Source organism: Gammaproteobacteria bacterium, from assembly GCA_029862005.1.
In the GTDB taxonomy this organism is placed as follows: Bacteria; Pseudomonadota; Gammaproteobacteria.
Window position 1 is genome coordinate 241,538 of record JAOTYD010000002.1, and the last position, 24,932, is coordinate 266,469.

A 24,932-nucleotide genomic window follows, 5' to 3' on the forward strand; every position below is an offset into this window, starting at 1 on the left:
AACATGGACATGACAGGAATCAGCAACATCACGACCAAATTGGGCGACCTGTTGACACCGGCCTGGCAACGGGACAGCAACACTCGCCCCGGGTTATCCCAGGTAATCGAGCGCCTGCGGCGGCGCTGGCGATTGCGCCATTTACTCAACGGCCTGTTCACGACCCTCGTGGTCATGATAGCGCTGATCGTAATCTCGGCATGGCTGTTAAACCAGTTGCATTTTGCGCAACCAGCGGTCTGGCTGTTACGTTTCACCCTGATCTTTACCGTGGTTGGTCTGCTGTTTCAGTTTTGCGTCAGACCGCTGCGGCGCGATGTTAGCGAGTCCCGGGTTGCACTCTATTTGCAAGAGCACGAACCCAGCCTGAAGTCGATCATCCTGAGCGCAGTCGAGGCCGGGCAATCGGCGACACCGGATACCTCTCCCCAGCTCGCGTCTCGCCTCGTCGAACAGGCCATCGACGCTTGCGAACACGTCGGATTCGGATACCCGGTCGAACAGAAAAAGCTGCGTCGGGCGACATCGAAACTGGGTCTCGCGCTGCTTGTTATTGTCGGCCTTGCCGCATCGCCGCCCGAGTTTCTGCGGCGTAGCGCCACGGCACTGTTAATACCCTGGACCACTGCTAGCCAGTATTCCCCGTATCGGATCGAACTGGCACCGGGTAACATTGAAATTGCGCGCGGCGGCGATCAGCTCATCAGTGCCCGCATTCCCGGATTCGACGGATCCGACGTGTTACTGCTCACTTCCACCGACGGCGGGATTTCGTGGCAGCAGGCGACGATGACCGCGGGTAGCGACACCAGCCTTTACGAATCCTTTCTGTTTGACCTGGGCCAGGCTGTCGACTACTACGTAACCGGGGCGGGCCAGCAAAGCGGGACTTACCGCATCGACGTGGCCGACATACCGGCAATTTCAGAGATCAGCCTGCACTACCATTTTCCGCCCTACACGATGCTGGAACCTGAAACCAGCCATGGGTCCGGTGACATTTCGGCACTGCGTGGTACACGCGTGGAAGTTTTGATAGAACCGACGATTGAAATTCCCGGCGGTGCGCTGCTGCTCGGTGATGGCCAGCGCATCGAGCTGGAAAATATCGAAAGCGGGAGTTGGATCGGTGAACTGACGGTGACACAGGACAGCAGCTACCGGGTTTCTTTGCAGCGCGCGAGTGGCATTCCCGTTGACGCCTCGGCCGATTTTCAAATTACGGCGCTGGATGACATGTATCCGGATGTTTCGATACTGAGCCCCGGCAGGGATACGAAAGTCAGCATGATCGAAGAACCCGTGATGAAGGTTCGGGCAACCGATGACCTTGGCATCGCCAAACTGGAACTGGTAGTGACGGTAAATGGTGCCGACGAGCAGCGTATCGCGTTAATGCCCTCCGGCAACCGAACGGGGGCCAGGCGTGAGCTCGACGCCGAACACGTTATTTACCTCGAAGATTTAAACCTGGTCCCCGGGGATTTGATTTCCTATTACGTGCATGCGGAGGATCATTCACCAGCCGAGCTGGTCAAAACCGCAACCAGCGATATCTTCTTCTACCAGGTGCGCCCCTTCAGCATCGATTTCCGCAAGGCCGACCAGCAAGGTGGGGGCGGCGGTGGCGGTGCACAGGGCGGTCAGCAGCAGGGGCACCTCTCGGACCAGCAAAAACAGTTCGTCGTGGCGACCTTCAAGATGATTCGCGATCGCAACAGCTACGATGCGGAAACCTACCAGCAGAACCTGGAATTGCTCGCCACGGCACAATCACGTATTCGTGATCGCGTCGAGGCCATTATGCGTCGTCTCGCCAATCGTCCGCTGGTGCACCTGGATCAGAGATACCGCGTCATCATAACCGAATTACCGCGCGCCGCAGAGGCAATGGTCGAGGTCGAGAAGCAGCTGCAGCAAATTGAAATTGAATCGGCCCTGTCGAGTGCCCAGGTCGCACTTCTGCATCTGCAGCGAGCGGACGCGGCATTTCGAGAAATTAATGTCGCGCTCGCCAATCGGGGTGGCGGTGGGGCTGGTAACACCGCCGGCTTCGAAGACCTGGCCGACCTGTTCAGGCTCGAAATGGATAAACTGCGCCACCAGTACGAGACCGTACAACGCGGACAACCACAATCCTCCGAACAGGTAATTGACGAAGCGCTCGAACGCCTGCGCGAGCTTGCACAGCGACAACAGCGGGAGATCGAGCGACAGCTGCGACGCCAGGAGCAATCGCTGGGCAACAACCCCAACGCAAAACAGCTCGCCCTCGCCGAGGAACTGGAAGAGATGGCCCGACAGCTGGAAAGGCTGTCACGCACGCAACCCAATCCGCAACTGCAGCAATCGATAAACCAGATGAAAGACGCGGCCAAAGCCATGCGTCGCGCCGCCGCCAGTGGCTCCAACGGGGGGACCAGCGCCGACCAGGCCAGGCAGGCGGCGCAGAACCTGCGCAAGGCCCAGCGCCTGCTCGATCAAAGCCGGGTACGGAAATTCAGCGATTCGATTGAAAGGACTTTACGGCGGGCAGAACTGGCAGAAAGAAAACAGGCGGCTATCAAGCAGGACGTGATGCAACTGGACCAAAAATGGGGAGACCGGCAACAAAACCAGCTGGAACAGCTCGATAATCAAAAACAGGCATTGAGCGGGGAACTGGCGGAACTCGAGAGCGAACTCAGCAAACTGGTGGCCACGGCCCGCGAAGAACAGCCAAAGGCAAGCCAGCCATTGCGACAGGCGATCCGCGCCGGACGCGAGTATCGACTGAATGATCGTATCGGTCGCACCCGGGATATGGTGCAGCTCGGTAGAAAAGAACAGGCCATTGATAACGAAACCCGAATCCAGCAAGGGATTACCAGCATGCGTGAACGGATCGAGTCTGCGCTGGCAAATATAGACCAGCAGGGAACGCGGGGTATGCAACTATCATTGGATCGCATGCGGGCCCTGGCGCAAGAGCTGCAATCGATTCAGAATCTGCGCAAGCAAGCCGCGCGGGGCGATGCGGCCGCAAACAGGGCGGACGCAAACGGGGGCGGCAGCGCGGGCTTATGGCAGCAGTTCGAAAGCATCGTCGCCAGCGCTGACGACCTCGGTCAACGGCTCAACGAACTGGGTGTTGCGTCCGGCGAGATCGATCCCGTACTCGACAAGATCAGGGAATTGACGCAGCAACAGGATGACACCGATCTGGCCGCCACCTCCCGGCTCCACGAGCAGGCACTGTGGGCACTGATGGAGCTGGAGTTCAAGTTACGCATGCAATCGAGCAATCCCGAATATCCCGAGTTACTGGTCTCCGGGTCAACAGAATTGCCCGATGCCTACCAGTCAATGGTCGCCGACTATTACCGCTCACTAAGCCAACCCTGAACACAGGCCCCCGCTGATGGCGCGCGCCGCGTAATATCCCTTTGCAATCCCGATTTGGTGGATAATGATCCGTACTATTCGAGCTTATCGTATACTCTGAAAATCCCTGCCCCCGGTGAACCGCGCCAGCCCATGTTTGACCTGCTGAAATTTGCCTGCAATATAGCCGATAAGGCTGGCTGCCAGTTTGCCGATGCGCGTTACCTCGAGATTCGCAAACAGCGTGTCGTGTCACGCGACCTTGCCCTGTCCAGCTGCAGCGACCGCGACGACCGCGGCTTCGGCGTGCGGGTGTTGTACCGCGGCGCCTGGGGATTTGCATCGTCACCGACCTACAGCGCAGACGAGATCGAAAAAGTGGTTGCGCTGGCAATACGCATTGCCCGGGCCTCGGCCCTGGCGCTGCGCGAAGACGGGGTAAACTGGGCACCGGAACCGGCACTTTCCCTCGACTTTAAATCCAGCTGCAAATATAACCCGTTCACGGTCACACTCGAAGACAAGGCTGACTTGCTGATCTCGGCGAACGAGATCATGCTGAAAAATAAAACCGTCAAACGTGCACAGGGCTTCCTGTCGTTCAAGCAGGTAAAACGCTGGTATGCGAACACCGAGGGGGCCGAGTTGTACAGCGACGTAACGTCCTCGGAGTCTGCGATCTGGGCCATTGCCGTTGGCAATGAAGATTTCCAGGAGCGCAACTGGAAGGCGCCGGCCACTAACCAGGGATTCGAATGTTATCAAAAGGAAGAATTCGTCAAGCAGGCCGAGCGCGTCGCCGCCGAGGCCGAGGAAAAACTCTCGGCACGGCTCTCACCCGAGGGTGAGTTCGATATTATTACCGATTCGGAAAACCTGTCGCTGACGATTCACGAATCGGTAGGCCATGCTACAGAACTCGATCGCGTCATGGGTTACGAGGTATCGATGGCGGGCTCGTCATTCGTGACCCGCGACAAGCAGCGCGAATTTCAATACGGCAGTGACCAGGTAACGCTGATGGCCGACAACACACTTGAAAACGGCCTCGCCACCCAGGGTTTTGACGATGACGGCGTACCCGGTCAACGCTGGGAAATTGTCAGGGATGGGATTTTTCAGACCTACAGCAGTGGACGTGAATTTGCACATTACATCGGTGAGGAACGCAGCCGGGGATCCTGCCGCGCCGACCACTGGTCGAGCATTCCGATCGTGCGCATACCTAACCTGTTCCTGATGCCGGGCAAGACCCCGCTCAGTCCCGAAGAACTCATGGCCGACGTCGGGCACGGAATTTACTTCGAGGGGATGGACAGTTTTTCCATCGACCAGTGGCGCCTCAATTTCCAGTTTGGCGGTAACGCGGTTTGGGAGATCAAAAACGGCAGGAAAGCCGGTATGCTCAAGGCCGCACTCTACCAGAGCCGGACCCCAACCTTCTGGAACGCCTGCGACGCCACCTGCGACGAAAATTACTGGCAGTCGCACGGGATCACCAATTGTGGCAAGGGCGACCCGATGCAGGTTGCGCAGATGACGCACGGTGCGGCGCCCACCCGCTTCAGAAACATCCGCATTTGTCGTGGGCGAGATTCATGAATCGCCAGCAGGCACAGGATTTGATCGAGAGCATTCTCGAAATTCCGCGCGAAGGCGAACTGCAGGTGCTGCTCAACGGGGTGCATCGCCTGGGCACGCGCTTCAACGACTGCGCCATATCGCAAAACGTGCTCAGGCAACAAACCACGCTGACCTTGAGCGCCCGCCTGGAGCAGAAGAAGACGTCGCTCAGCATCAACACTCTGGATGACCAGGCATTGATCAAGCGTAGCATCGAGCAGGCATTTGCCTTCTGCCGGCACATGCCCGATGACGAGGAAGTCATGCCGGCGCCAGGCGAGGTACTCGAAAGTCATGAATATGCCTACAGTACCGAGTCCGAGGCCATCGAAATTGAAACCGTCGGTGCCTGGGCAGCCGAAGCCTGCCGGGCCGGGGCCGCGGCCGATATCGACCTGGCCGGTCTGCTTGCGCATGGGAAAACGTTTAGTGCCTACGGTGACAGCGCCGGGGGCTTTGCATACGAAGGCAGCCATCGCAGTGATTACCACGTCACCGCTACCGGTAACAACGGCAGCGGCTGGGCCGAGCATCAGGGCGTGACTATCGGTCAGGACAACGTTATGACGGCAACCCGCAGTGCCATCGAAAAGTGCGCCCGCGCGCAGCATCCCGAGGTATTCGAGCCCAGGCCGGTAACGGTTATTCTCGAACCCCAGGCCGTGGGCGACCTGATGGCGATGGCGTTCTGGTATGGCTTCGATCAACGCGCCAGGGACGAGGGTCGTTCGGCATTTTCCGACTACGATGCAACGCTCGGACACCAATCGTTTTACTCGGACCCGGCCGACCCAGTGTTTCCGACCGTTTCATTCTCAAGTGGCGGCCAGGCCCTGGTTAGAACGGTGTGGCTAGAAAGTGGCAAACTGCAGCAGTTGCTCACCAGCCGTTACTGGGCCAGTAAAAACAACCTTGCGGTCAAGCCCGCACCCAATAACCTCGTGCTAACCGGTGACGGTACGCCACTGGAGGAACTCGTTCGCAGCACTGACGACGGCATCCTGGTGACGCGTTTCTGGTATATACGCCCGACCGACGCCAGAACACTGGGCTTCACCGGCATGACCCGCGATGGCACCTATCGTATCGAGAATGGCGAGGTCACGCATCCGGTGGTAGATATGCGCTGGAACGAATCGGTACTGAAGGTGCTTGATCATGTTGTCGCCAGTGGCAAGCCGGTGGCCACCGGCGAATTTATGGCCATGGCCATGCCGGCATTGAAAATCGAGGACTTCCACTTTACGTCACTGTCTAATTAACAGTGCAGCCCCACCCGCAACAACCTACTGCAACGAAATCACCCCGGTCCGGTTGACGTTAATCATCGGGTAAAAAGTTCCGACATCGATCTCCGCGTTGAACTCGAAGTCAACCGGTTCGTCCGGACTGGTGAGCAGTCGGGAAAGCACCCGTAAACCACCAAACAAATCGGCAGTGGCGCTGAGCTTGACGTCCGCCTCTCCGTAGGGTGCTATTTCAGGCAGATCGCTGGCGACGCCCTCGATTATCCGGTTTCCGACCAGGTCGATCGTGTATGACAGTCCGACAATATCCAGTGATTTGCGGTTCGGATTGGTCACGCGTAACAGGATATCGAATTCCGGCGCAGCGCCATTCAATATTCTGGGTGTCACCGAAAGCACCGAGACACCCGGTTCCTTGAAATCGGACGGCAACGTGGCACAACCGCCGATAAATAACAAAATAACCAGTTGTGCGACGAGTAATCGACCTGCCTGTATCATCAAAACCTCCATCCGGAGTGCTGTCCGGGTATTTCGTCACTATTATCCCGGCACAAATTCTTTTGTGGTACTATTTTTTCCACTGCCTGCCATCTGGCAGGTTGCTGGATAAAATAAAATAACCATCGATACAACCATCGAGGAGGCTGTTGTGTTCAAATTAAGACAAATACTTACAAGTATTGCCGTGCTGGTCGCGTTTGGTATGGGCCCATCCCATGCGGCGACGCCGGATAATACTTTTGTTATGGCGAAGGACATTGCCGATATCATCACCATGGATCCGGCCGAAGTGTTCGAACTCACCACCGGCGAGATCATCGCCAACGTTTATGATCGAATCATGATGTTCGAACCGGAAGACCTGCAAAGCCTGGTCGGCGGTGTGGCCGAGAGCTGGGAGGTTAGCAACAAGGGCAGCACCATCACTTTCAAGATTCGCCCCGGACTGAAGTTCCATTCCGGCAACCCGGTGCGGGCCGAGGATGTCGCGTGGTCGCTGCAACGGGTCGTCAAGCTTAACAAGACCCCTGCTTTTATCATCACCCAGTTCGGCTGGACTGCGGAAAACATCGATGAGCTAGTCAAGGCGACCGATGACAGCCACGTAAGGATTACCATTTCCGAGGAATTTTCCCCCGGACTGGTGCTCAATGCCATGTCTGCCGGTGTTGCGTCCGTGGTCGACAAGGAACTGGTTATGAGTCACGAGAAGGATGGTGACCTGGGATACGACTGGCTCAAATCCAACAGTGCTGGTTCCGGCGCCTTCAGCATCAAGACCTGGAAGGCCAACGAGATCGTCACACTCGAAGCGAATCCGAACTACCGCCACGGCGCGCCGGGAATGAAGCGCGTCATCCTGCGCCACGTTGCGGAGCCCTCTTCGCAACGGCTGCTGCTGGAAAAAGGCGATATCGACATGGCGCGTAACCTGACCCCGGACCAGGTCAAAGGTGTGATGGACAATTCCGACATTTCGATTGATGGTCACCCCAAGGGCACCCTCGTTTACATGGCCGCCAATGCGGGTCACCCGATCCTGGGTAAAGACGAGGTCGTGCAGGCGATACGCCACCTGGTTGACTACGAAAGCATGGCCAATTCGTTCCTGGCGGGACAGTTTGTCGTGCACCAGGCATTCTGGCCGGGTGGTCTTTGGGGGGCCCTCGAAGATACCCCGTACAAGCAGGATGTGGCCAAGGCAAAATCACTGCTGCAGGCGGCTGGCCATGGTGACGGTTTCGAGCTGACTATTCATACCCTGACCAATTCTCCGTTTCCGGAGATTGCCCAGGCACTGCAGGCGAACCTGGCGCAGGGCGGCATCAAGGTCAACATCGTAACCCTTGAAGGAAAGACCCTGTGGCCGAAATACCGCGCCCGTGAGCATGATATTATTCTCGCGCGCTGGTCACCGGATTATGTCGATCCGCACTCGAATGCAGATGCTTTTGCGCACAATCCGGATAATCGCCTGGAGGCGAAACTCACCGGGGTACTCGCCTGGCGTAACGCGTGGGCGGATGATGCAAGTAACATGCTGGCCGTCAAGGCTCGTAACGAACTCGACCTGGGCAAGCGCAGGGAGCAGTATCTAGAGCTGCAGGCCATGCTGCAAAAGAAAGGACCGTTCGTGATCATGTTCCAGCAGAACGAGCAGGTGGCACGCCGTGAAAACCTGCGCGGATTTGTTTCGGGTTCAAACTTTGATCTCGTGTTCTACCGTAATGTAACCAAGCAGTAGTGAAACCCTCTGCCAGCGGTCATCGGGCGGCAGGGTCAGCAATGACACTGCCGCCGACCCTGGCGAAAATCCTGGGAGTTCTGACCAGCCTGCTGCTGACCTTTATCGGTCTGACCGCGATTACTTTCGTGATCGGCCGCATGATGCCGGCCGACCCGGTTCTTGCCATCGTCGGTGATCGCGCGTCGCAGGAAGTTTACGACCAGGTTTACCTGCAACTAGGGCTCGACAAGCCTGTTTACATCCAGTACCTGCGTTACCTCGAGCAATTGGTCGAGGGTGATCTCGGCACCTCGATCATGACCGCACAGCCGGTGATGGAAGACATCCTGCGTTTTTTCCCGGCAACCCTGGAACTGGCCACCGTTGCGACACTGCTTGGAATCTTTGTCGGCATCCCAATGGGGGTGCTGGCAGCGGTGCACCACGGTCGGTGGCCGGATCATATCGTACGCGTGATTGGACTGATCGGCTATTCGGCACCGATCTTCTGGCTCGGCATGGTGGCCCTGCTGGTGTTCTATGCCAAGCTCGGCTGGGTTGCCGGCCCGGGCCGGCTCGATGTTTTCTACGACGGGATTGTCGAACCGGTTACCGGTGTTTTGATGATCGATGCTGCGATGTCCGGCGATTGGGATATCTTTTACAACGCGCTCGCGCACCTGATACTGCCAGCGTCGATACTGGGCACTTTCGCACTCGCCTACATCGCACGCATGACGCGTAGTTTCATGCTTGACCAGCTCAGCCAGGAATACATCCTGACTGCCCGGGTCAAGGGCATGCCGGAACGCAACGTGATTTGGGGTCACGCCTTTCGCAACGTGCTGGTGCAGTTGATCACCATCATCGGTCTGACCTATGCCTCGCTGCTGGAAGGCTCGGTGCTGACCGAAACGGTTTTCTCCTGGCCCGGGATTGGCCAGTACATCACCAACTCGCTGTTCAATAACGATATGAACGCGGTACTGGGTGGCACCATTGTCGTCGGCACCTGCTTTGTCGGTATAAACATGTTGTCCGACCTGCTCTACCGCCTGGTGGATCCGAGGATTCGCTGATGCCGGCCGAAGCGACACTGCGCGGCTGGTTGCTGGCGGAGATTCCGAAATCGAAAATACAGGCTCGATGCCAGCGGGTGTTCATCGGCTGGCTCGACTTCAAGCGTAACCCGATCGCGATGATCGGGTTACTGATTGTCGTAGGCCTGGTGGTAATCGCCGCGCTGGCACCGTGGATCACGGCTTCCGACGGGCTCGAACTCGATCTTGCCAATCGCCTGCAGCCACCCGGCCGCGAGCACTGGTTTGGCACCGATGAACTGGGACGCGATATTTTTGACCGCATCATTTGGGGTTCACGGATCACGCTCTATATCGTCGCGCTGGTGTCAATTATCGTGGTGCCGATCGGACTGCTGGTTGGCACCGTCGCCGGCTACCTGGGTGGTTGGGTCGATAGCGTGTTAATGCGCCTGACCGATATCTTCCTCGCCTTTCCACGATTGATCCTGGCGATGGCACTGGTCGCGGTACTGGGTCGTGGTCTGGAAAACGCCGTACTGGCGATTGCGCTGACAACCTGGTCTCCGTTTGCGCGTATCGCCCGCGCCGAGGCACTGACCATCCGCAACAGTGAATTCATTCTCGCCGCGCAGATGCAGGGCATCAGCACCGTTGGCATTCTCGCGCGACACGTCACGCCACTGTGCATGTCCTCGGTCATCGTTCGCCTTACGCTGGATATGGCTGGCATCATATTAACCGCGGCCGGACTCGGTTTTCTCGGCCTCGGGGCACAACCACCGACGCCGGAATGGGGCGCAATGATTTCTCTCGGCCGGCAATACCTGATCGATCAATGGTGGGTGCCGACAATTCCGGGCGTCGCCATACTCATCGTGAGCCTCGGCTTTAACCTGCTCGGTGACGGCCTCAGGGACGTGTTCGATCCGAAGAGTGGGAGTTGACCAATGACTGAATCATCGCTGCTCCGCGTAGAAGATTTGCAGGTGACCTACAACACGCCCACCGGGCTGGTGCGCGCGGTCAGCGGTGTGAGTTTCGACCTGGGGCGAGAAAAGCTTGGCATCGTCGGCGAATCCGGCTCTGGAAAATCGCAGACCGGGCGTGCCATTCTCGGTTTGACTGCACCCGGTGGCACGGTTACCGCAAAGCGCCTGGAATTCAGGGGCACCAACCTGCTCAACGCGAGCCAGGCCACGATGCGACAGATCCGGGGTGGCGGCATCTCGATGATCATGCAGGATCCGAAGTATTCGCTGAACCCGGTGATGACCGTGGGTTCCCAGATTGAGGAAGCCCTGCTGATTCATAACCGCACCTCGAAACGGGTGGCACGTGAGCGCACCCTCGAGATGCTGCGCGCGGTTAAAATCCGCGAGCCGGAACGCGTTTACCGCGCTTATCCGCACGAGGTCTCCGGGGGCATGGGCCAGCGCATCATGATTGCGATGATGATGATTCCGGAACCCGACATTATCATCGCCGACGAACCCACTTCAGCGCTCGACGTCACGGTACAGTTACAGGTATTGGCGGTGCTCGATGACATGATCAACGCGCGCGGCATGGGGCTTATTTTTATCAGTCACGATCTCAACCTGATTGCCTCGTTCTGTGATCGCATCCTGGTCATGTATGACGGCCGGGTGGTCGAGCAATGCACCGCGGCCAACCTCGATGGGGCGCAACATCCCTACACCCAGGGTCTGGTCAACTGCCTGCCAAGGCTCGACGGGGGTCACGAAGAACTCCCGGTTCTGAAACGCGATCCGGCCTGGCTGACGGCGCCGGGAGTAGTACGATGATCGATATTCGCTGCCTGGACGTGGTGTTCGGCCATGGCAAGAGCGTGTTTCACGCCGTGCGCGATGTTTCGCTGCTGGTCGAGAAGGGGCAATCCTTCGGCCTGGTTGGCGAGTCAGGCTCGGGCAAAACCACGGTACTACGGGCACTGGCCGGTTTACTCGAGCGGGTAGCCCGGGTTAGCGGCGAAATGACGGTTGCCGAAGAAACCTTGTTGCAGCGACGTTCGCAGTCATTTCGACGGCGGGTACAGATGGTATTCCAGGATCCGTATGGCTCCCTGCATCCGCGCCATACGGTAGATACGATTCTGAGCGAGCCGGCCCGGGTGCATAAGCTCGATCGCATCGAGGAACGCGTGGTACACGCGCTCGAGGAAGTCGGTCTCGACGCCTCGTTTCGATTTCGCTATCCCCACCAGATATCGGGTGGGCAACGCCAGCGGGTATCCGTCGCGCGTGCGTTGATTACCGACCCTGAAATTATCCTGCTGGACGAGCCAACCTCCGCGCTTGATGTATCGGTGCAGGCCGAAGTACTTAACCTGTTGATGCGCCTGAAACGCGAACACGGTCTGACCTACATCCTCGTTAGTCATAACCTCGCCGTGGTAGCGCATATGTGCGAGACCCTGTCGGTCATGCAAAACGGGGCAATCGTCGAAACCATGAGCGTTCAGCAATTACGCGAACACAACTCGACCATGCCTTATACCCAACAGTTATTGACCGCGAGCCTCGGTTACGACCGCACCGCGATCGATGCCTTCGAGGAATTTGGATGAGGATTCGGCGCATGTGGTTCGATATCGAGTCGTTAATGAATCCTGGCCAGCGCGGGGCGTAATCACATGGCGAGAATTGCGGTGGGCGGGGTTCAACACGAAACCAACGTGTTTGCACCCTACCGGGCCGAATTTAGCGTATTCGAGCAACGCGACGAGTGGCCGCCCTTATGCGGTGGGGCACAAATGCTCGATAATGTGCATGGTATGAACCTGCCGGTTACCGGTGCGATCGAACGTCTTGCGGCGCTCGGACATGAAATTGTACCCCTGATCTGGTGCTCGGCAACGCCGTCCGCTCATGTCACCGAAGAGGCTTTCGAGCGTATCTCGGCGTTGATGCTGGAAGCTCTGCGCGATTCGTCGAACATTGATGGCGTTCTGCTGGACCTTCATGGCGCCATGGTCTGCAGCCACGTCGCCGATGGTGACGGCGAATTGCTGCGACGAATCCGCGGTGCGGTCGGTGACGACACCCCTGTCATTGGCTGTCTCGACCTGCATGCCAACATCAGCGACCAGATGGTCGCACAGGCGAGTGCGCTCGAGGTTTATCGTACCTACCCCCATATCGATATGAGCGACACCGGGTCACGTGCGGCCGATCTTCTCGACCTGTTGCTGCGCCATAAAATTTCGCGCTTCCCGTTTAATGCCATCCGACGCACCGAATTCCTGATTCCCCCGATTTGGGGCTGCACCCTCGTGGATCCGGCCAGGGCAATCTACGAACATTTGCGCGAGCGGATTCGTGGCGAGATCGCGGGGGTGTCGCTGGCCTGTGGCTTCCCGCTTTCCGACGTGCCCGAGGCAGGCCCGGCCCTGGTTGCCTACGGCTTCGATAAAACCGCGGTCAACGCGACAGCAGATAGCCTGCTGGCTGAAATCGAAGCACGCGAAAGCGAATTTCGCGGCCGGCTGTATGGCCCGGAAGAAGCGGTCAGCGAGGCAATTCGACTGTCTTGCGACGCCTGCGGTCCGGTAATGCTCGCGGATTCGCAGGATAATCCCGGGGGCGGTGGCCCGGGTGATACCACGGAAATACTGCGTGCCCTGGTGACGCAAGAAGCGCAGGACGCCGTCGTCGGGATCCTTAATGATTCGCAGGCCGCAGAAAAAGCGCATTCAGCCGGAACCGGTGCGCTTGTAAACATCAGCCTGGGCGGTAAATCCGGGTATCCCGGCAGCCTGTCCTTTGACACCGAATTCCGCGTGCTGGGATTGTCCGACGGTCGTTTCAGCGCCACCGGTCCAATGCTCGCCGGCGCGGCAATGGATCTCGGTCCGACCGCGTTACTTCAGGTCGGCGGTGTGCGCATCGTGGTTGGCTCGAAAGCAATTCAAACCATGGATCAGTCCATGTTCCGGCACCTGGGAATCGAGCCCGCGCAGCAAAATATCATCGCCATCAAAAGCAGCATACATTTTCGTAACGACTTCCAGCAAATAGCTGCGGCAATTCTGCCGGTTGCCGCACCCGGCCCGGTCATTGTCGACCTCAGCACGGTACCTTTCAAGGACCCGCGCCTGAAACGGCTCACCGCCACAAGCTAATTCAAGCCCTCCGTGAAAATACCTGAATAGCCGTTACACTGAAAACCGCGCCGGGCAGCAAATATTCCCACGACCAGGGCAAGCTGAATAATTGTGACGTTTGTCAGCAAGGGCTGGATCGGACCGATCTAACCAGAGTGATAGCTGTATCTCGTTAATTCAACAAGGCTTATGTCAGGATATGTTACTAAGAAACAATATAAGAGAGATAAACCATTGTCTGCAACACGCTTCAATCTAATCTTCGAGGGCAAGATAGAGTCTGGCTACGACCAGGATGAGGCGCATCGCACGCTCGAGGCCCTGTTCGAGTTCGATACCGAGACCCAGGCCGATCTATACAACGGGCAAGCCGTCATGCTGGGTAAGAGCATGGATGCCGCGACGGCCGATTCTTTCAAACGGGCCCTGGCCGGGACTAGCGTTACAACCTATCTGTCACCGGATTCAAAAGCCCCGGCAGCCGAAGAAACTCAACCGGGGAACTCGGTGGATCGACGTTCGACAGTTCCACGCCGCGCAAATACCGCGCGTCGTGCCCGCCTCAGAAGTAATGCAATTTTACCGGATCGACGCAAGGGCGAGGATCGTCGACGCTAGCGGTAACCGAAACTACGATAGAAACTAGTTTACTGCTGTTCGATCAGTTCCCAGTCTGAAGCATCGGAATAGCGACAGAGGATTGTCGCCTCTTCCTCATCGAATTGGGTGGAAGGTGAATCCTCAACCAGAGCAAACTTTTCGGTTTCCATCATCAGCAATTTGTCGTCGATGTGATAGGTACTAACCTGGCGAAAACCGCTGCGACCGACCTCGGTAACCAGGGGCTCTGGCTCGATTTCATGAAATACGGCCAGGTGTTGATCCCAACCCCCGGCATCGACTTCGCAGGTATAAACAATCACCGCCTCTTCGCGTTCGTCGCCACACAGGTTCCCGAATTCAGCTTCGGAGGGATAGAAATAGCAGGTTTTGCCAACCACTTGATAGCTTTCTATGTACCGACCATAGCGTTCAATCTGCGCGAGTAGAATAGTTCTTACTTCCTCGTCCGAGGGCATCGAACTTTCGTCCCCGGTTGATGGTGTTGAGCTTTTGTCCTCGAGCGACGGTATCGAGCTTACCTCCTCGATCGATGGTAATGAGCTCTTTTCCTCGATTGATGGTAGTGAGCTCTCTTCCTCGAGCGATGGTAGTGAGCTTACCTCTTCGACCGATGGTAGTGAGCTCTCTTCCTCGTCCGACGGTATCGAGCTTTCGTCCTCAAGCGATGGTATCGAGCTTAGCTCGTCGATTGATTTGCACTGCCATCCCGAAGTACCCAGTTTCTCTGCCAGGCCGATAGCCCGGGGTGCACAATAGCTGGCGTCATTGCGGGCATTCCACGGAAAGGTCGTAAGGGCAGGCTTGGTATACTTGACGCGGCAGGCGAAACCCGGTTCCGTCACTACCTCGATATAGCGCGTAGCACCCTCTCTTTCACAGGCATAGCCGATGTTGATGTCACGCCCAGGCGAGTCGGGGCTTACGAAAAAACTGCATAAAATTAGTATGCCGGGGAGGCAGACTTGCTTCGGATCGCCAAACATTTTTGCTTGTGTTCCACCTGCAACAGGTAAAGGTAAGGAAGCAATCGCTGCCCATGTTAAGAAACAATGACAAACTTATCCACACTTTTTCCACAAACGCGAAATACTTCACTCGCCTGACTTATGCTGCTTTTAAGGGAGGGGCTTCAAACTGAAGATGGCAACTGTTTACCGGCGCGGTCATTACCATGTGATTAAAGCCTTGCGAAATCTGACTATCGAAAAAAAAGGGGCGCAATGCGCCCCTTTTAAGATGACTTGATATTTATAATTGATTAGTCATACATAAACATGTAGCCGATGGTGATCAAATCGCTATCAAGATCGTCGTCCAGTTCTTCGCCAAGTATTCTATCGATTTTTGGAAACACGGTGTACTCGATCTCCAGGGCACCCGGTCCGAGCTTAAAGCCTACACCGACACCCCCGGCTACTCCATAGTTGGTTATGGAGCCACTGCTCGATCCGTCGCTGCCATCAAATTCTGTTTGCGTGTACCCAACTCTTCCCTTGAAATAGACGTCACCCTGGGTTTTCGCAGCCAGGTAAAGTCCCCAGCCATCACCTTCCAGTCTGGCGGGTAGCGAACCAAAATAGTCTTTGGAAACGGTATAGTTATACTCAAACTCCATGGAAAGAATATCATTGATATGACCGCCAGCCACAAAACCCATGGTCCCAATGTCGGAATCCTCCTCCTGGTCCATGCCGGTAGCCGGATTGAAAATTAATAGATCTTTCGCTCTTAAACTTCCGTACTTGATTCCGAGATAAACTTTTCCGGTGTACAATTCCCTACCACTATCGCCATATCGGCCGGCTGCATTGCTCGTGGCAGGTATCAAAAATAGTAAAGATAAAACAACAACAGCAATATTCGTTCTCATAACTAACCCCTATTTGGATTCCAAATCCGTGACAAAACAACGTGGTGACCAATAGCCCAGCGCTTTTCTAACCAAACTTAATTTGAACTCTGAACTTAGTGTAGTACACCGCTGATTATAAACAGGAAAATTTTATTTTCCTGATATTTATAGATAACTTGACGTTTCTGGCCCTGTAAACGCGTAAAGTCCTGTTTTAACTACTCAAAACGACTCTCAAGTAATTGGACTTAAATCGGGGAGGCCCCGAGTTTGCGGTTAAATGAATTGGCAGGGTGAGTAGTTGCCAATGCACCAAACCAAAGCCTATGGCAACGGCGCCAGGATCACGGGGGATCGATCTTAATTTATCTTAGCGAGCAGCGCCATGAACTGGTCGGGGGTACAATTGTCATTGGCATGCTGAACCGCCCGTTTAAAGTCTTTCAGTTTAAAGTTATAGCTCCATTGCGACACCGGTTTTTCCACCTGGAAGACCGGGAACCTGATCATGATGTCGATATTCTCAGCAGTTTTTATCGCATCGTTTTCACTTAATACATTGACATTGACCTGTTTCAGGTTGGTCGCAGTCCCGGCGCCCAGGTCTTCCCAGAAATTTTTATGAATATCCTTGCCCCCCAGGGTGGGGCTGAACAGGCTGTTAACATCGATGATTTCCAGCGTCTGGGCCTGGATGCCTACGCGCTCGTCGGCGGCCAATGGAAGATCAACACCGGTGAAAAGACTGTAGTTCCGGGAGATCAGGATCGGGGCCTTAGGATCGACAACAGGATCACCATTCGCGGATTTGTAGAGCAACAGCTTACACTGGTATATCAATTCCCCGAGTTTACGCAAGCGCCTTCGATCCGTATTTTTCAAGCCCCGCAGCGAATCATTGGTCTCGGCAACCAGTGCACTCAGCGTAAGTGTCACCGCCTCGTCTCCTGCTGGCTGGTAATCGTAAACCACCACCGCGTCCCCAAAGTTGACGATTTTGATTTGATCGGCGGCAGCCGGAAACGAAAGGGTTAGGACAAAAAAACCGGTTATCAAGGTGCTGTTCAATTTCATAGCGTTGTACCTGCCTTTACCGATGAAGCATCATACTCCATGCGAAGTTACCACAGGCCCCTGCCGATTTCATCCTCAGCCGACTGGCAAGGAATATAAAACGTCCTGGTTATTTCCGATTAGAGTCAGACTCTTAAGCGGTTATTTTTCGTTTTGCAGTTGCTCGCGGATTGCCAATAGCTCCTGGCGACGCGTATCTTCTGTAACCGGGTATTGCATTTTGAGGGATTTGAATGTTTCGAGAATAACGTCGGATATAATCAATCGTGCATTCTTTTTATCGTCGGCGGGCACCACATACCAGGGTGCGGTGGCTGTGCTCGTTGCACTCAGGCAGGCTTCGTAGGCCTGCATGTATTGTTGCCAATATTTTCTCTCTTCGATATCGGCAGAACTGAATTTCCAGTTTTTGCCGGGATCATCGATACGTGCCAGAAAACGCTTGCGCTGCTCCTCTTTAGACAAGTGCAGGAAAAATTTTATGATATGGGTGCCATTGCGATACAGATGATCTTCAAGGTCAATGATAGATCGATAACGCTGTTCCCAAATTGTCTCAGGATCAACGAGATCTTCGGGTAGTTTCTGGCTGTCCAGAATTTTCGGGTGCACTCTCACTACCAGGACTTCTTCGTAATAAGAACGATTGAAGATGCCAATACGCCCTCGTTCCGGCAAGCTTTGCGTGGTGCGCCAGAGAAAGTCGTGATCGAGCTCCCTGGCACTCGGGCGTTTGAAGCTGAATACCTGGCAACCCTGTGGATTAACGCCAGACATCACGTGCTTGATCGCGCCATCCTTGCCTGCCGCGTCCATAGCCTGAAATATGAGCAGCAATGCATGGCGATCGTCCGCATAGTGAAGTTGCTGCTGTTCGCTTAGCGCCTCAACCTGTGCTTCAAGCAGTTTCCTGTATTCCTTTTTGGACTGATAATACGGTTCTACCTGGGTCGACCACTGATCCAGCCTCAGCTTCTCTTTTGCCGGTACTCGAAAATTCTCGATGTCAATTTTCATATTGTTCTACCCCGCAAATTAATAAGAACGTTACCTGTAAAGCAGAAAATCGTTAAACCAGGCCTGACTCAAAGTATGCAACAGTTCCCCTGGATGATTGAAGCGTGTCAGAAACTCCTCGCACCAGAATTAATGAGGCCAGAGCAACCTAATACTCTGGCCCCATTACTTTGCATCATCGCATTATCAAAACGATACCATCTACCAGGTTTTTGGAGGGATTCGAATTTTCTGTCCCGGGTAAATCAGATCTGGATCCTTGATGACCTCGCGATTGGCATCGAACAACTTGGGGTAGTCCATTGCATTGCCATAAAAATTCTTGGCAATCTTTGACAAACTATCACCACTGACAATCGTGTAGTACTCAACTTCCGGCGCAGGGGCTGGTGCCGCCATCTGGTCTATATTAACCTCGGTCACGCCCTTCACATTTCCCGCGATCAACACAGCTTTTTCTACCGCGTCGGCAGAATCGGCCTTCCCACTCAGGTCAACGACGCCTTCATTGTAGCCAACACCGAGATCGTTGATACCGGGATTGTCCTGTTCGATGCTTTCCTTAATTTTTTCTGCCGGATCATCATCACCTCCAAAAAGCTTTTTACCCATGTCTTTAGCAAAATCAAATAATCCCATGTCTATACTCCTATTGAATATAATTTGAATAAGGCATATTTATGCTTATGCAATACATGCCTCGTGTTAACCGCAAGCCTTCCTGCTACTTGCCTTTAGGCCCGGCCCCTGCAAAGTTGGCAGCGGAACCGGTATGCCGAACTATCTTTTCCTGGCTTTCTTGCGACTGGCCTTAAGAACGAACGTAACTTTCAGGCGTACGTGGTACTCTGAAACGGAGCCATTCTTGATTTTCACCTGCTGGTCTGCCACCCACGCGCTGGTGATGCCATCGATAGTATCGTTCGCGCGTTTTACCCCTTGCTTAATCGCATCGTCAAAGCTTCTCCTGGATGACGCGGTTATTTCAGTCACTCTTGCTATGGTCATAATTTCCACTTTTGGTTAGTTAAACGGAATGCGAAACTTACCCGAAAACGATGAGAAATGTAAGTTCCGGGGTACGCGCTCAGGCGCTGCAATATTACCTGGCAATCGGACAAAAGCTTTTTAAAACAGGCAAAAAACACCGATTTCAAACCAGTGAGTAACAGGATTATTTAACAATTTTTAATATTTCAACCTGGAAATGAGATTGCCGAGCATCGAAAACGAGTACGCAGGAAATTTACATTTGTTAACGTTCTTGCGCCTTTATTGTTAAGCTATATGTGGCAATATTTGTGCAGAATTAAGCCCCCGCGAGGTACATTGAGTGCGCATTGGATTATTGGAAGACGATTTAAGTCAAATCGAACTGATTAGCCTATGGGCTAACGAGGCTGGCGACCAGTTGCAGTCTTACACGACAGGAAAAAGTTTTCGTGAAGCGATGAACCGGGAAATTTTTGACCTGTTGGTGCTTGACTGGCATCTCCCCGATACCACGGGTATCGAGGAGCTGGACTGGTTACGCGACGAGCAAGCCTCGAATACCCCGGTGATTTTCATTACCAGTCGCGATAGCGAGGAAAGCGTGGTTGAAGCACTGGATCACGGTGCCGATGATTACATGGTCAAGCCGGTGCAGAAAAGTATCACGCTTGCCAGAATCAAAGCACTACAGCGTCGAAATCAGATCAGGGAAACTGCTGAAAACAACGCACTAGAGGCAGAGGCCGGGATTAAAGTTTTCGAACCGTACGAAATCAATGAATCGGAACGCAGCATTTCCGTGAACGGCGAAGCGAAAAAACTCACCAATAAAGAATTTGAACTGGCCGTATACCTGTTTCAAAACGCGGGATGCCTGGTTTCACGCGACTATTTGCTCGAGTACATTTGGGGCACACGTCCTGATCTTAATACGCGTACCGTCGATACCCACGTCAGTCGTATTCGTTCGAAGCTCGGAATTAACCCGGCAGTCGGTTGGCAGCTAAGTAGCATTTATCAACGCGGTTATCGTTTGTTCAGAGTCACAAAAGAATAAATCAGTATGTTGCGCCCAGTACTTACCTTGCTTCTAACGCTTGCGATCAGTTTACCCAACCTGGTTATTGCTGCCGAAGAGTACTGGGAATATACCTTCAGGCCCGGTGACAGCCTTTGGAAAATTGCTGAAAAATATACAACTTCAGTCAATAACTGGGGTGAACTCCTGAAACTAAACAGCATAGACGAGGCATCGGATCGAACCATCCTGCCGGGGACGCGCATCGTAATTCCAGTGTCAATGTTGAAGCTGCAACCTACCCCCGCCCTGGTAATCGCGGTAAACGGTGCTGCTACGCTGGTACGGGCTAACGGCGAAGAATCGGTTTTAACGGTAGGCACAGAGTTGTTCAGCGGGGATCGCGTGGTTACGGGCGACCAGCAAAGCCTGCGCATGCAGTTTGCGGACAAGTCAGAATTACAGGTATTAGCCAATAGCGAAATCGTGCTCGACAAGCTCAGTCACTTTAAGGAGACCGGCATGGTAGATACGCAAATCCGCCTGAATAGCGGTCGCGTTAGAACCTGGGTAATAAAGCAAAAACCGGGCGATCGTTATGAAATTAAAACACCTGCAGCGATAACCGCTGTCAGGGGCACAACTTTCAGGCTGTCCTCGGATGATAGCCAAATCAGCAGAACCGAGGTTACCGAGGGCCTGGTTGTCGTATCCGCTGACCAGGCAGAGAAAGACGTTAACTCTGGTTTCGGAATTGTCGCCGAAGAAGGCAAACCGCTTCCCGATCCGGTAAAATTACTGGCGCCCCCTGAAATCAGCAACAACCAGTCCGCAGACACGAGCAAGTTGCAGGTGTCGTGGACAATACTCGACGGCGCCGAATTCTATCGTTACCAGTTGGCAACAGATGAAAAATTTGACCAGATTGCCATAGATGACAGAACCGACGATAGTGAAATCCGCCTGGATGAGTTGTTACCCGGACAATATTACCTGCGGGTCAGGGGGGTTGATCAGTTTCGACTGGAAGGATTTGAATCGGTTAAAAGCTTCGTAATTGAGGAACCGTCTAACGAAGATTTCTACGCCTGGAAGATTATAATACCGGTTGGAATGTTACTACTCGTCCTGTGAACCTGATTTATACCAGGGGTAACTACTCGGGCGTGACCGAGCACCTGTTGCTGGTTGCAATATTGGCGATCGTTTCCGGGTTGTTTGTTCACAGCAGCCTGCTGTGGCGCTGGGATAACCTGTTATACGACGCACAGTTGTCATTCTGGACTCGACCCGTTTCTGACGAAATCATCATTGTCGCCATTGACGACGAAAGCCTGCGCGAGTTGGGACGTTGGCCCTGGTCACGATCGATCCATGCGAGCTTGATCGACAAACTCGAACTCGAATCACCACGCGCCATCGGGCTGGATATTATTTTCAGCGAACCTGATGCCAGCGATCCACTGTCCGATGTACTGCTGGCGCGCGCGATGCAGTCCAGTGGCAAGGTTGTGCTGCCGGTGTTCATGTCCCAGAAAAGCAGTAACTCGTTTCCGATAGAAGCTTTACCTTTACCCGGGTTAGCCAGCAATGCCGCGGCGCTTGGACATGTTCATTTGGATATCGGTGCCGATGGCATTGCGCGCAGGGTATACCTGAAGGAAGGTATCGGTGAGCCTTACTGGAAGCATTTCAGCCTTGCATTACTGGGTATCACTGATGACGCTGCCGAACTCGAGCGCGAAGTTGATTTTACCGGACAACAGGAACAGTACTCAGCAATGCAATGGTATCGAGAATACCCTTTCCTGATACCGTTTGCGGGGCCACCGGGACATGTTCGACAGATCGGTTATTCGCAAGTCATGTCCGGACAATACGCAAGAGGCTTGTTTGAAGACAAGATAGTGTTGATTGGAACCACTGCCCAGGGCTTGAGCGATGCCCTGCCGACACCCCTGTCGGGTGATTCCGGTCGTATGCCGGGTGTCGAGATTATTGCCAACATCATTGATTCGATTCTCAATGACCTCCGTATTTTCGAGCTGGAGACGATCTGGCTGATCTTGATTACCGCTATTTTCGTCGCCCTACCCATGCTGATCTACCCCTACGTGAACCCCGCCAGCACCTTGCTGGTATTGTTTGGCATCGTTGGTGGCACTCTGACCCTGGTGGCATTGTTGTTGTGGTTATTTCACGCATGGGTGCCGGTTTCCACAATATTACTGTTCCAGTTTATCAGTTATCCGTTGTGGAGCTGGCGCCGGCTGGTGCTCGCAATGCGCCATATTAATGTCGAGCTGGACCGGCTTAGCACAAAGCAAAAAGCTTTGAGCATGCGTGGCGAGCGGAATGTTAGCGATGAGATGAGTTTTATAAAATTATTCATCCCGATCAGGGGCTGGGTGCTACAGGATGAAAAGGGCTCGGATCTTTTTGGGGAAGGTTCGGTACCTGCTGATAAAACAAATCAGTTAGCGCCGCGATGCTGGACCGTGGATAGCGGTCGATACTGGGCCCCGGTACGCTACAACAACCAACCCTGCAGGCTGGGTCTGGATATCGAGCCAGACGAGGTGATTTCAGACGAAGAAATGCGGCTGCTAAACAGCCTGATTAGTTCACCCTGGGAAGCTGAATCGAGTCAAAGCTCATACATCGAGGATGTTGTGCAATCGAAAATTAAGCAGGTGCAGGCTTTGGGTGGCGAATACGAAGAGCTCAGACGTATTATCGATGACAGTTTGTCAGGTATGGCTGACGGCTTGTTAATATGCAGTAGTCGAGGCCAGGTGATGTTGTCCAACCATCGAGCCGGCTGGTACCTGTATGACGACGATGATGCCGATTTTAATGGCATGTCGCTAGTTCATGCGGTGGAGCATATCCGCCTGAAAGATGGCGCCAGCTGGAAGTCTTTACTGCAACAGGTACTGTTCAAGCAAGAACGCGTGCTTGCACATGCGCAGCATAAAACAGGCCGCGAGCTGATGATAGAGATTAGTCCCCTGAAGATTATCGGTGATGTCTTCGATGGTTTTGTCGTCAACTTCACGGATATTAGTTTGCTGAAGGCCAGTGAAACCAAGCGCAACGAGGCACTCAATTTTCTATCTCATGACTTGCGCTCGCCCCTGTCATCAATAATAGCCCTGATCGAGCTGGCAAAAAACAAAACCAGTATCGACGAGATGCACTCCATGCTGGACGGCATGGAAAAAAATACCAACAAGACGCTACACCTTGCCGAGCAGTTTCTGCAACTGTCGCGCGCGAACACCAGCGAGAAAATTAATTTCTACGATGTCGATTTTAATAGCGTGGTGATGAATGCAATTGACCAGATCTGGGGACTGTCGAACAAGATGAAAGTAACCATCAGGCGCGAATTTGACCAGGATGAGTTATGGACGCACGCCGAACCTAATCTACTCGAACGAGCAATACTGAACCTGTTATCCAATGCAATAAAACACAGCGATGCCGGTTCCAGTATTCGGGTTACCGTGAAACTGAACGAGAATCAGATTTCCTGTTGCGTCATCGACCAGGGTCCGGGTATCTCCAGCGAAGAGCTACCACATTTGTTCGAGCGCTTTAGCCGAACTCAGGGCGCCGGCGTTGAACGCAAATATGGTATCGGGCTCGGCCTGGCTTTTGTCGATGCGGTCGCACAGCGCCATCAAGGACAGGTAAAGGTTGAAAGCACCCCGGGCAAGGGTTCGATTTTTTGCCTGGAAATCCCGAAACTGGAACCAGTGTATGAAATAGACGAGGAAGAGTAAGCGATCGCCCCTTTTTATAACTGGGTAACTGGCTAAAATAATCCTGCCAGTTACACAGAATTAATCCAAGTATCCTTTAATCAATTGCTTCTGTTGAAGCTCGGCCCACCGGGGCTAGATCATAATCGCGCAACTTGTCCTGGAATTGTCTGAGTCTGCTCCATTCGCCATCGTTCGCAAATCTTGCCTGTAAGGGCCAGCTTTCCGGAACAGCCAGGCGATAACTCCGGCCTGCTGCCTGCAGAATACTCCTGATAGTTGATGGCTCCGTTTCGGAAAGTATTTTCCAGGTATTTATTCCAGAATTTTTCAACAGTACTTCGATCTTCGGGCCTATGCCTTCAACTATTTTAAGATCGTCCTGGCTGTATTTTCCGAATCCACTTTTCCTGTCCCGATTCAGCATGTTTTCCAGCTTGGATACGCCATCCATTTTTTGCAATCTGATCAAATCGTCTACTTTACCTGCAGCCGCCAGCCTGGTCTGCTCCAGCCACGTCGTCGGATCGATGATTTGATACCTTTTGCCGTACTTGTCGAGGATGCTACGCAATTCAGGCACAGTTTTGGCAGCAAGTTGCGACCAGGTAACAATACCGTTTTCCTTCAAAACCGATTCCATGGCCGGCCCGATTCCTTCGATAATCTGCAAATTATCAACCTTAATTCCGGCCGAAAACGCGGTATCATTCCCTTCCCTGACCGGCGATGTGATCGTTGCAGGTTTTACGGTTGCAACATTCATTACCTGATCTTCCCTGTTACCTGGCGCGGCCCAGTTGCGCAGTATTCGCTTTATAAACCTGCCAAGCAGATAGCCGATAACAAAACTCAACAATAGCAAAAATGCGGATTGTAAAATAAACATAATCATGACCTTTCACCCTGTCCAACCTTAGAAAAAAGACCCATAACGATCCCGAACACAAAGGCCAAA

The 24,932-nt window shown here is 53.9% G+C and carries 21 protein-coding genes; 13 read left to right on the forward strand and 8 right to left on the reverse strand.

The genetic code is table 11. The annotated features are described in order from the left end of the window. Positions 1-3: 3 nt before the first annotated feature. The 3 genes from OES20_02750 to OES20_02760 all read left to right on the forward strand — a co-directional run bounded on the left by OES20_02750 (position 4) and on the right by OES20_02760 (position 6,248). Positions 4-3,384: a hypothetical protein gene (locus tag OES20_02750; protein MDH3633600.1), complete on the forward strand. Its 3,381-nt coding sequence runs from the start codon at positions 4-6 to the stop codon at positions 3,382-3,384. Between the two features lie 132 nt (positions 3,385-3,516). After that, positions 3,517-4,965 carry a TldD/PmbA family protein gene (locus tag OES20_02755; GenBank protein MDH3633601.1) on the forward strand — a complete coding sequence of 483 codons (1,449 nt, stop codon included), beginning with the start codon at positions 3,517-3,519 and terminating at the stop codon, positions 4,963-4,965. Next, a complete protein-coding gene (locus OES20_02760) occupies positions 4,962-6,248 on the forward strand; it encodes a metallopeptidase TldD-related protein (GenBank protein MDH3633602.1) in 1,287 nt (428 codons plus the stop codon). The genes OES20_02755 and OES20_02760 overlap by 4 nt, the downstream gene beginning before the upstream one ends. Positions 6,249-6,272: 24 nt before the next feature. Here the strand turns inward: OES20_02760 and OES20_02765 are convergent, their stop codons facing one another. Further along, entirely contained in the window at positions 6,273-6,734 is a 462-nt protein-coding gene (locus OES20_02765; protein MDH3633603.1) for an LEA type 2 family protein, read from the reverse strand. Positions 6,735-6,885: 151 nt separating this feature from the next. On the opposite strand from OES20_02765, the gene OES20_02770 reads away from it, so the two are divergent. From OES20_02770 to OES20_02800, 7 genes are all read left to right on the forward strand, one after another. Continuing rightward, positions 6,886-8,481 (forward strand): ABC transporter substrate-binding protein, encoded by a 1,596-nt coding sequence (locus tag OES20_02770; GenBank protein MDH3633604.1) that lies wholly within the window; start codon positions 6,886-6,888, stop codon positions 8,479-8,481. A 41-nt stretch (positions 8,482-8,522) separates the two neighbouring features. After that, positions 8,523-9,542, forward strand: a complete 1,020-nt coding sequence (locus OES20_02775; protein MDH3633605.1) for an ABC transporter permease — start codon at positions 8,523-8,525, stop codon at positions 9,540-9,542. Beyond that, on the forward strand, positions 9,542-10,450 hold the full coding sequence (locus tag OES20_02780) for an ABC transporter permease (protein MDH3633606.1): 909 nt from the start codon (positions 9,542-9,544) through the stop codon (positions 10,448-10,450). Before OES20_02775 ends, OES20_02780 begins: the two co-directional genes overlap by 1 nt. A 3-nt stretch (positions 10,451-10,453) precedes the next feature. After that, positions 10,454-11,311 carry an ABC transporter ATP-binding protein gene (locus OES20_02785; GenBank protein MDH3633607.1) on the forward strand — a complete coding sequence of 286 codons (858 nt, stop codon included), beginning with the start codon at positions 10,454-10,456 and terminating at the stop codon, positions 11,309-11,311. Beyond that, positions 11,308-12,093 (forward strand): ABC transporter ATP-binding protein, encoded by a 786-nt coding sequence (locus OES20_02790; protein MDH3633608.1) that lies wholly within the window; start codon positions 11,308-11,310, stop codon positions 12,091-12,093. The genes OES20_02785 and OES20_02790 overlap by 4 nt, the downstream gene beginning before the upstream one ends. 66 nt (positions 12,094-12,159) lie before the next feature. Next, complete coding sequence (locus tag OES20_02795) at positions 12,160-13,647, forward strand: M81 family metallopeptidase (protein MDH3633609.1); 1,488 nt, start codon at positions 12,160-12,162, stop codon at positions 13,645-13,647. Between the two features lie 216 nt (positions 13,648-13,863). After that, complete coding sequence (locus OES20_02800) at positions 13,864-14,247, forward strand: hypothetical protein (GenBank protein MDH3633610.1); 384 nt, start codon at positions 13,864-13,866, stop codon at positions 14,245-14,247. A gap of 29 nt (positions 14,248-14,276) precedes the next feature. Here OES20_02800 and OES20_02805 read toward each other — a convergent pair whose 3' ends face one another. The 6 genes from OES20_02805 to OES20_02830 form a co-directional block, all read right to left on the reverse strand. Beyond that, positions 14,277-15,236 (reverse strand): hypothetical protein, encoded by a 960-nt coding sequence (locus OES20_02805; GenBank protein ID MDH3633611.1) that lies wholly within the window; start codon positions 15,234-15,236, stop codon positions 14,277-14,279. Positions 15,237-15,511: 275 nt separating this feature from the next. Next, entirely contained in the window at positions 15,512-16,123 is a 612-nt protein-coding gene (locus OES20_02810; protein MDH3633612.1) for a porin family protein, read from the reverse strand. Positions 16,124-16,465: 342 nt separating this feature from the next. Further along, a complete protein-coding gene (locus OES20_02815) occupies positions 16,466-17,179 on the reverse strand; it encodes a hypothetical protein (protein MDH3633613.1) in 714 nt (237 codons plus the stop codon). Between the two features lie 141 nt (positions 17,180-17,320). Next, the gene (locus OES20_02820; protein ID MDH3633614.1) at positions 17,321-18,196 is read right to left on the reverse strand and encodes a polyphosphate kinase 2 family protein; all 876 of its coding nucleotides are present in this window, start codon (positions 18,194-18,196) and stop codon (positions 17,321-17,323) included. 201 nt (positions 18,197-18,397) lie between these two features. Continuing rightward, positions 18,398-18,835, reverse strand: coding sequence for a peptidoglycan-binding protein LysM (gene lysM, locus OES20_02825; GenBank protein ID MDH3633615.1), 438 nt, complete (start codon positions 18,833-18,835; stop codon positions 18,398-18,400). A gap of 141 nt (positions 18,836-18,976) precedes the next feature. Beyond that, positions 18,977-19,204, reverse strand: coding sequence for a dodecin domain-containing protein (locus OES20_02830; GenBank protein ID MDH3633616.1), 228 nt, complete (start codon positions 19,202-19,204; stop codon positions 18,977-18,979). Between the two features lie 325 nt (positions 19,205-19,529). Here OES20_02830 and OES20_02835 point away from each other — a divergent pair, with 325 nt between their 5' ends. The 3 genes from OES20_02835 to OES20_02845 are packed head-to-tail and all read left to right on the forward strand — an operon-like array spanning position 19,530 to position 23,995. Continuing rightward, positions 19,530-20,246, forward strand: a complete 717-nt coding sequence (locus OES20_02835; protein ID MDH3633617.1) for a response regulator transcription factor — start codon at positions 19,530-19,532, stop codon at positions 20,244-20,246. A gap of 6 nt (positions 20,247-20,252) precedes the next feature. After that, complete coding sequence (locus OES20_02840) at positions 20,253-21,341, forward strand: FecR domain-containing protein (protein ID MDH3633618.1); 1,089 nt, start codon at positions 20,253-20,255, stop codon at positions 21,339-21,341. Further along, the gene (locus tag OES20_02845; protein MDH3633619.1) at positions 21,338-23,995 is read left to right on the forward strand and encodes a CHASE2 and HATPase_c domain-containing protein; all 2,658 of its coding nucleotides are present in this window, start codon (positions 21,338-21,340) and stop codon (positions 23,993-23,995) included. The genes OES20_02840 and OES20_02845 overlap by 4 nt, the downstream gene beginning before the upstream one ends. Positions 23,996-24,071: 76 nt before the next feature. Here OES20_02845 and OES20_02850 read toward each other — a convergent pair whose 3' ends face one another. Next, positions 24,072-24,605 (reverse strand): hypothetical protein, encoded by a 534-nt coding sequence (locus tag OES20_02850; protein ID MDH3633620.1) that lies wholly within the window; start codon positions 24,603-24,605, stop codon positions 24,072-24,074. Between the last annotated feature and the right edge of the window lie 327 nt (positions 24,606-24,932).

Excerpts from the sequence above, each read along its gene's own strand:
- OES20_02790 (MDH3633608.1), top strand. The coding sequence starts at position 11,308 with ATGATCGATATTCGCTGCCTGGACGTGGTGTTCGGCCATGGCAAGAGC.
- OES20_02795 (MDH3633609.1), top strand. The coding sequence starts at position 12,160 with ATGGCGAGAATTGCGGTGGGCGGGGTTCAACACGAAACCAACGTGTTT.
- OES20_02815 (MDH3633613.1), bottom strand. The coding sequence starts at position 17,179 with ATGAAATTGAACAGCACCTTGATAACCGGTTTTTTTGTCCTAACCCTT.
- OES20_02780 (MDH3633606.1), top strand. The coding sequence starts at position 9,542 with ATGCCGGCCGAAGCGACACTGCGCGGCTGGTTGCTGGCGGAGATTCCG.
- OES20_02810 (MDH3633612.1), bottom strand. The coding sequence starts at position 16,123 with ATGAGAACGAATATTGCTGTTGTTGTTTTATCTTTACTATTTTTGATA.
- OES20_02775 (MDH3633605.1), top strand. The coding sequence starts at position 8,523 with ATGACACTGCCGCCGACCCTGGCGAAAATCCTGGGAGTTCTGACCAGC.
- OES20_02755 (MDH3633601.1), top strand. The coding sequence starts at position 3,517 with ATGTTTGACCTGCTGAAATTTGCCTGCAATATAGCCGATAAGGCTGGC.
- OES20_02750 (MDH3633600.1), top strand. The coding sequence starts at position 4 with ATGGACATGACAGGAATCAGCAACATCACGACCAAATTGGGCGACCTG.
- OES20_02830 (MDH3633616.1), bottom strand. The coding sequence starts at position 19,204 with ATGACCATAGCAAGAGTGACTGAAATAACCGCGTCATCCAGGAGAAGC.
- OES20_02760 (MDH3633602.1), top strand. The coding sequence starts at position 4,962 with ATGAATCGCCAGCAGGCACAGGATTTGATCGAGAGCATTCTCGAAATT.
- OES20_02785 (MDH3633607.1), top strand. The coding sequence starts at position 10,454 with ATGACTGAATCATCGCTGCTCCGCGTAGAAGATTTGCAGGTGACCTAC.
- OES20_02840 (MDH3633618.1), top strand. The coding sequence starts at position 20,253 with ATGTTGCGCCCAGTACTTACCTTGCTTCTAACGCTTGCGATCAGTTTA.
- OES20_02765 (MDH3633603.1), bottom strand. The coding sequence starts at position 6,734 with ATGATACAGGCAGGTCGATTACTCGTCGCACAACTGGTTATTTTGTTA.
- OES20_02820 (MDH3633614.1), bottom strand. The coding sequence starts at position 18,196 with ATGAAAATTGACATCGAGAATTTTCGAGTACCGGCAAAAGAGAAGCTG.
- OES20_02805 (MDH3633611.1), bottom strand. The coding sequence starts at position 15,236 with ATGTTTGGCGATCCGAAGCAAGTCTGCCTCCCCGGCATACTAATTTTA.
- lysM (MDH3633615.1), bottom strand. The coding sequence starts at position 18,835 with ATGGGATTATTTGATTTTGCTAAAGACATGGGTAAAAAGCTTTTTGGA.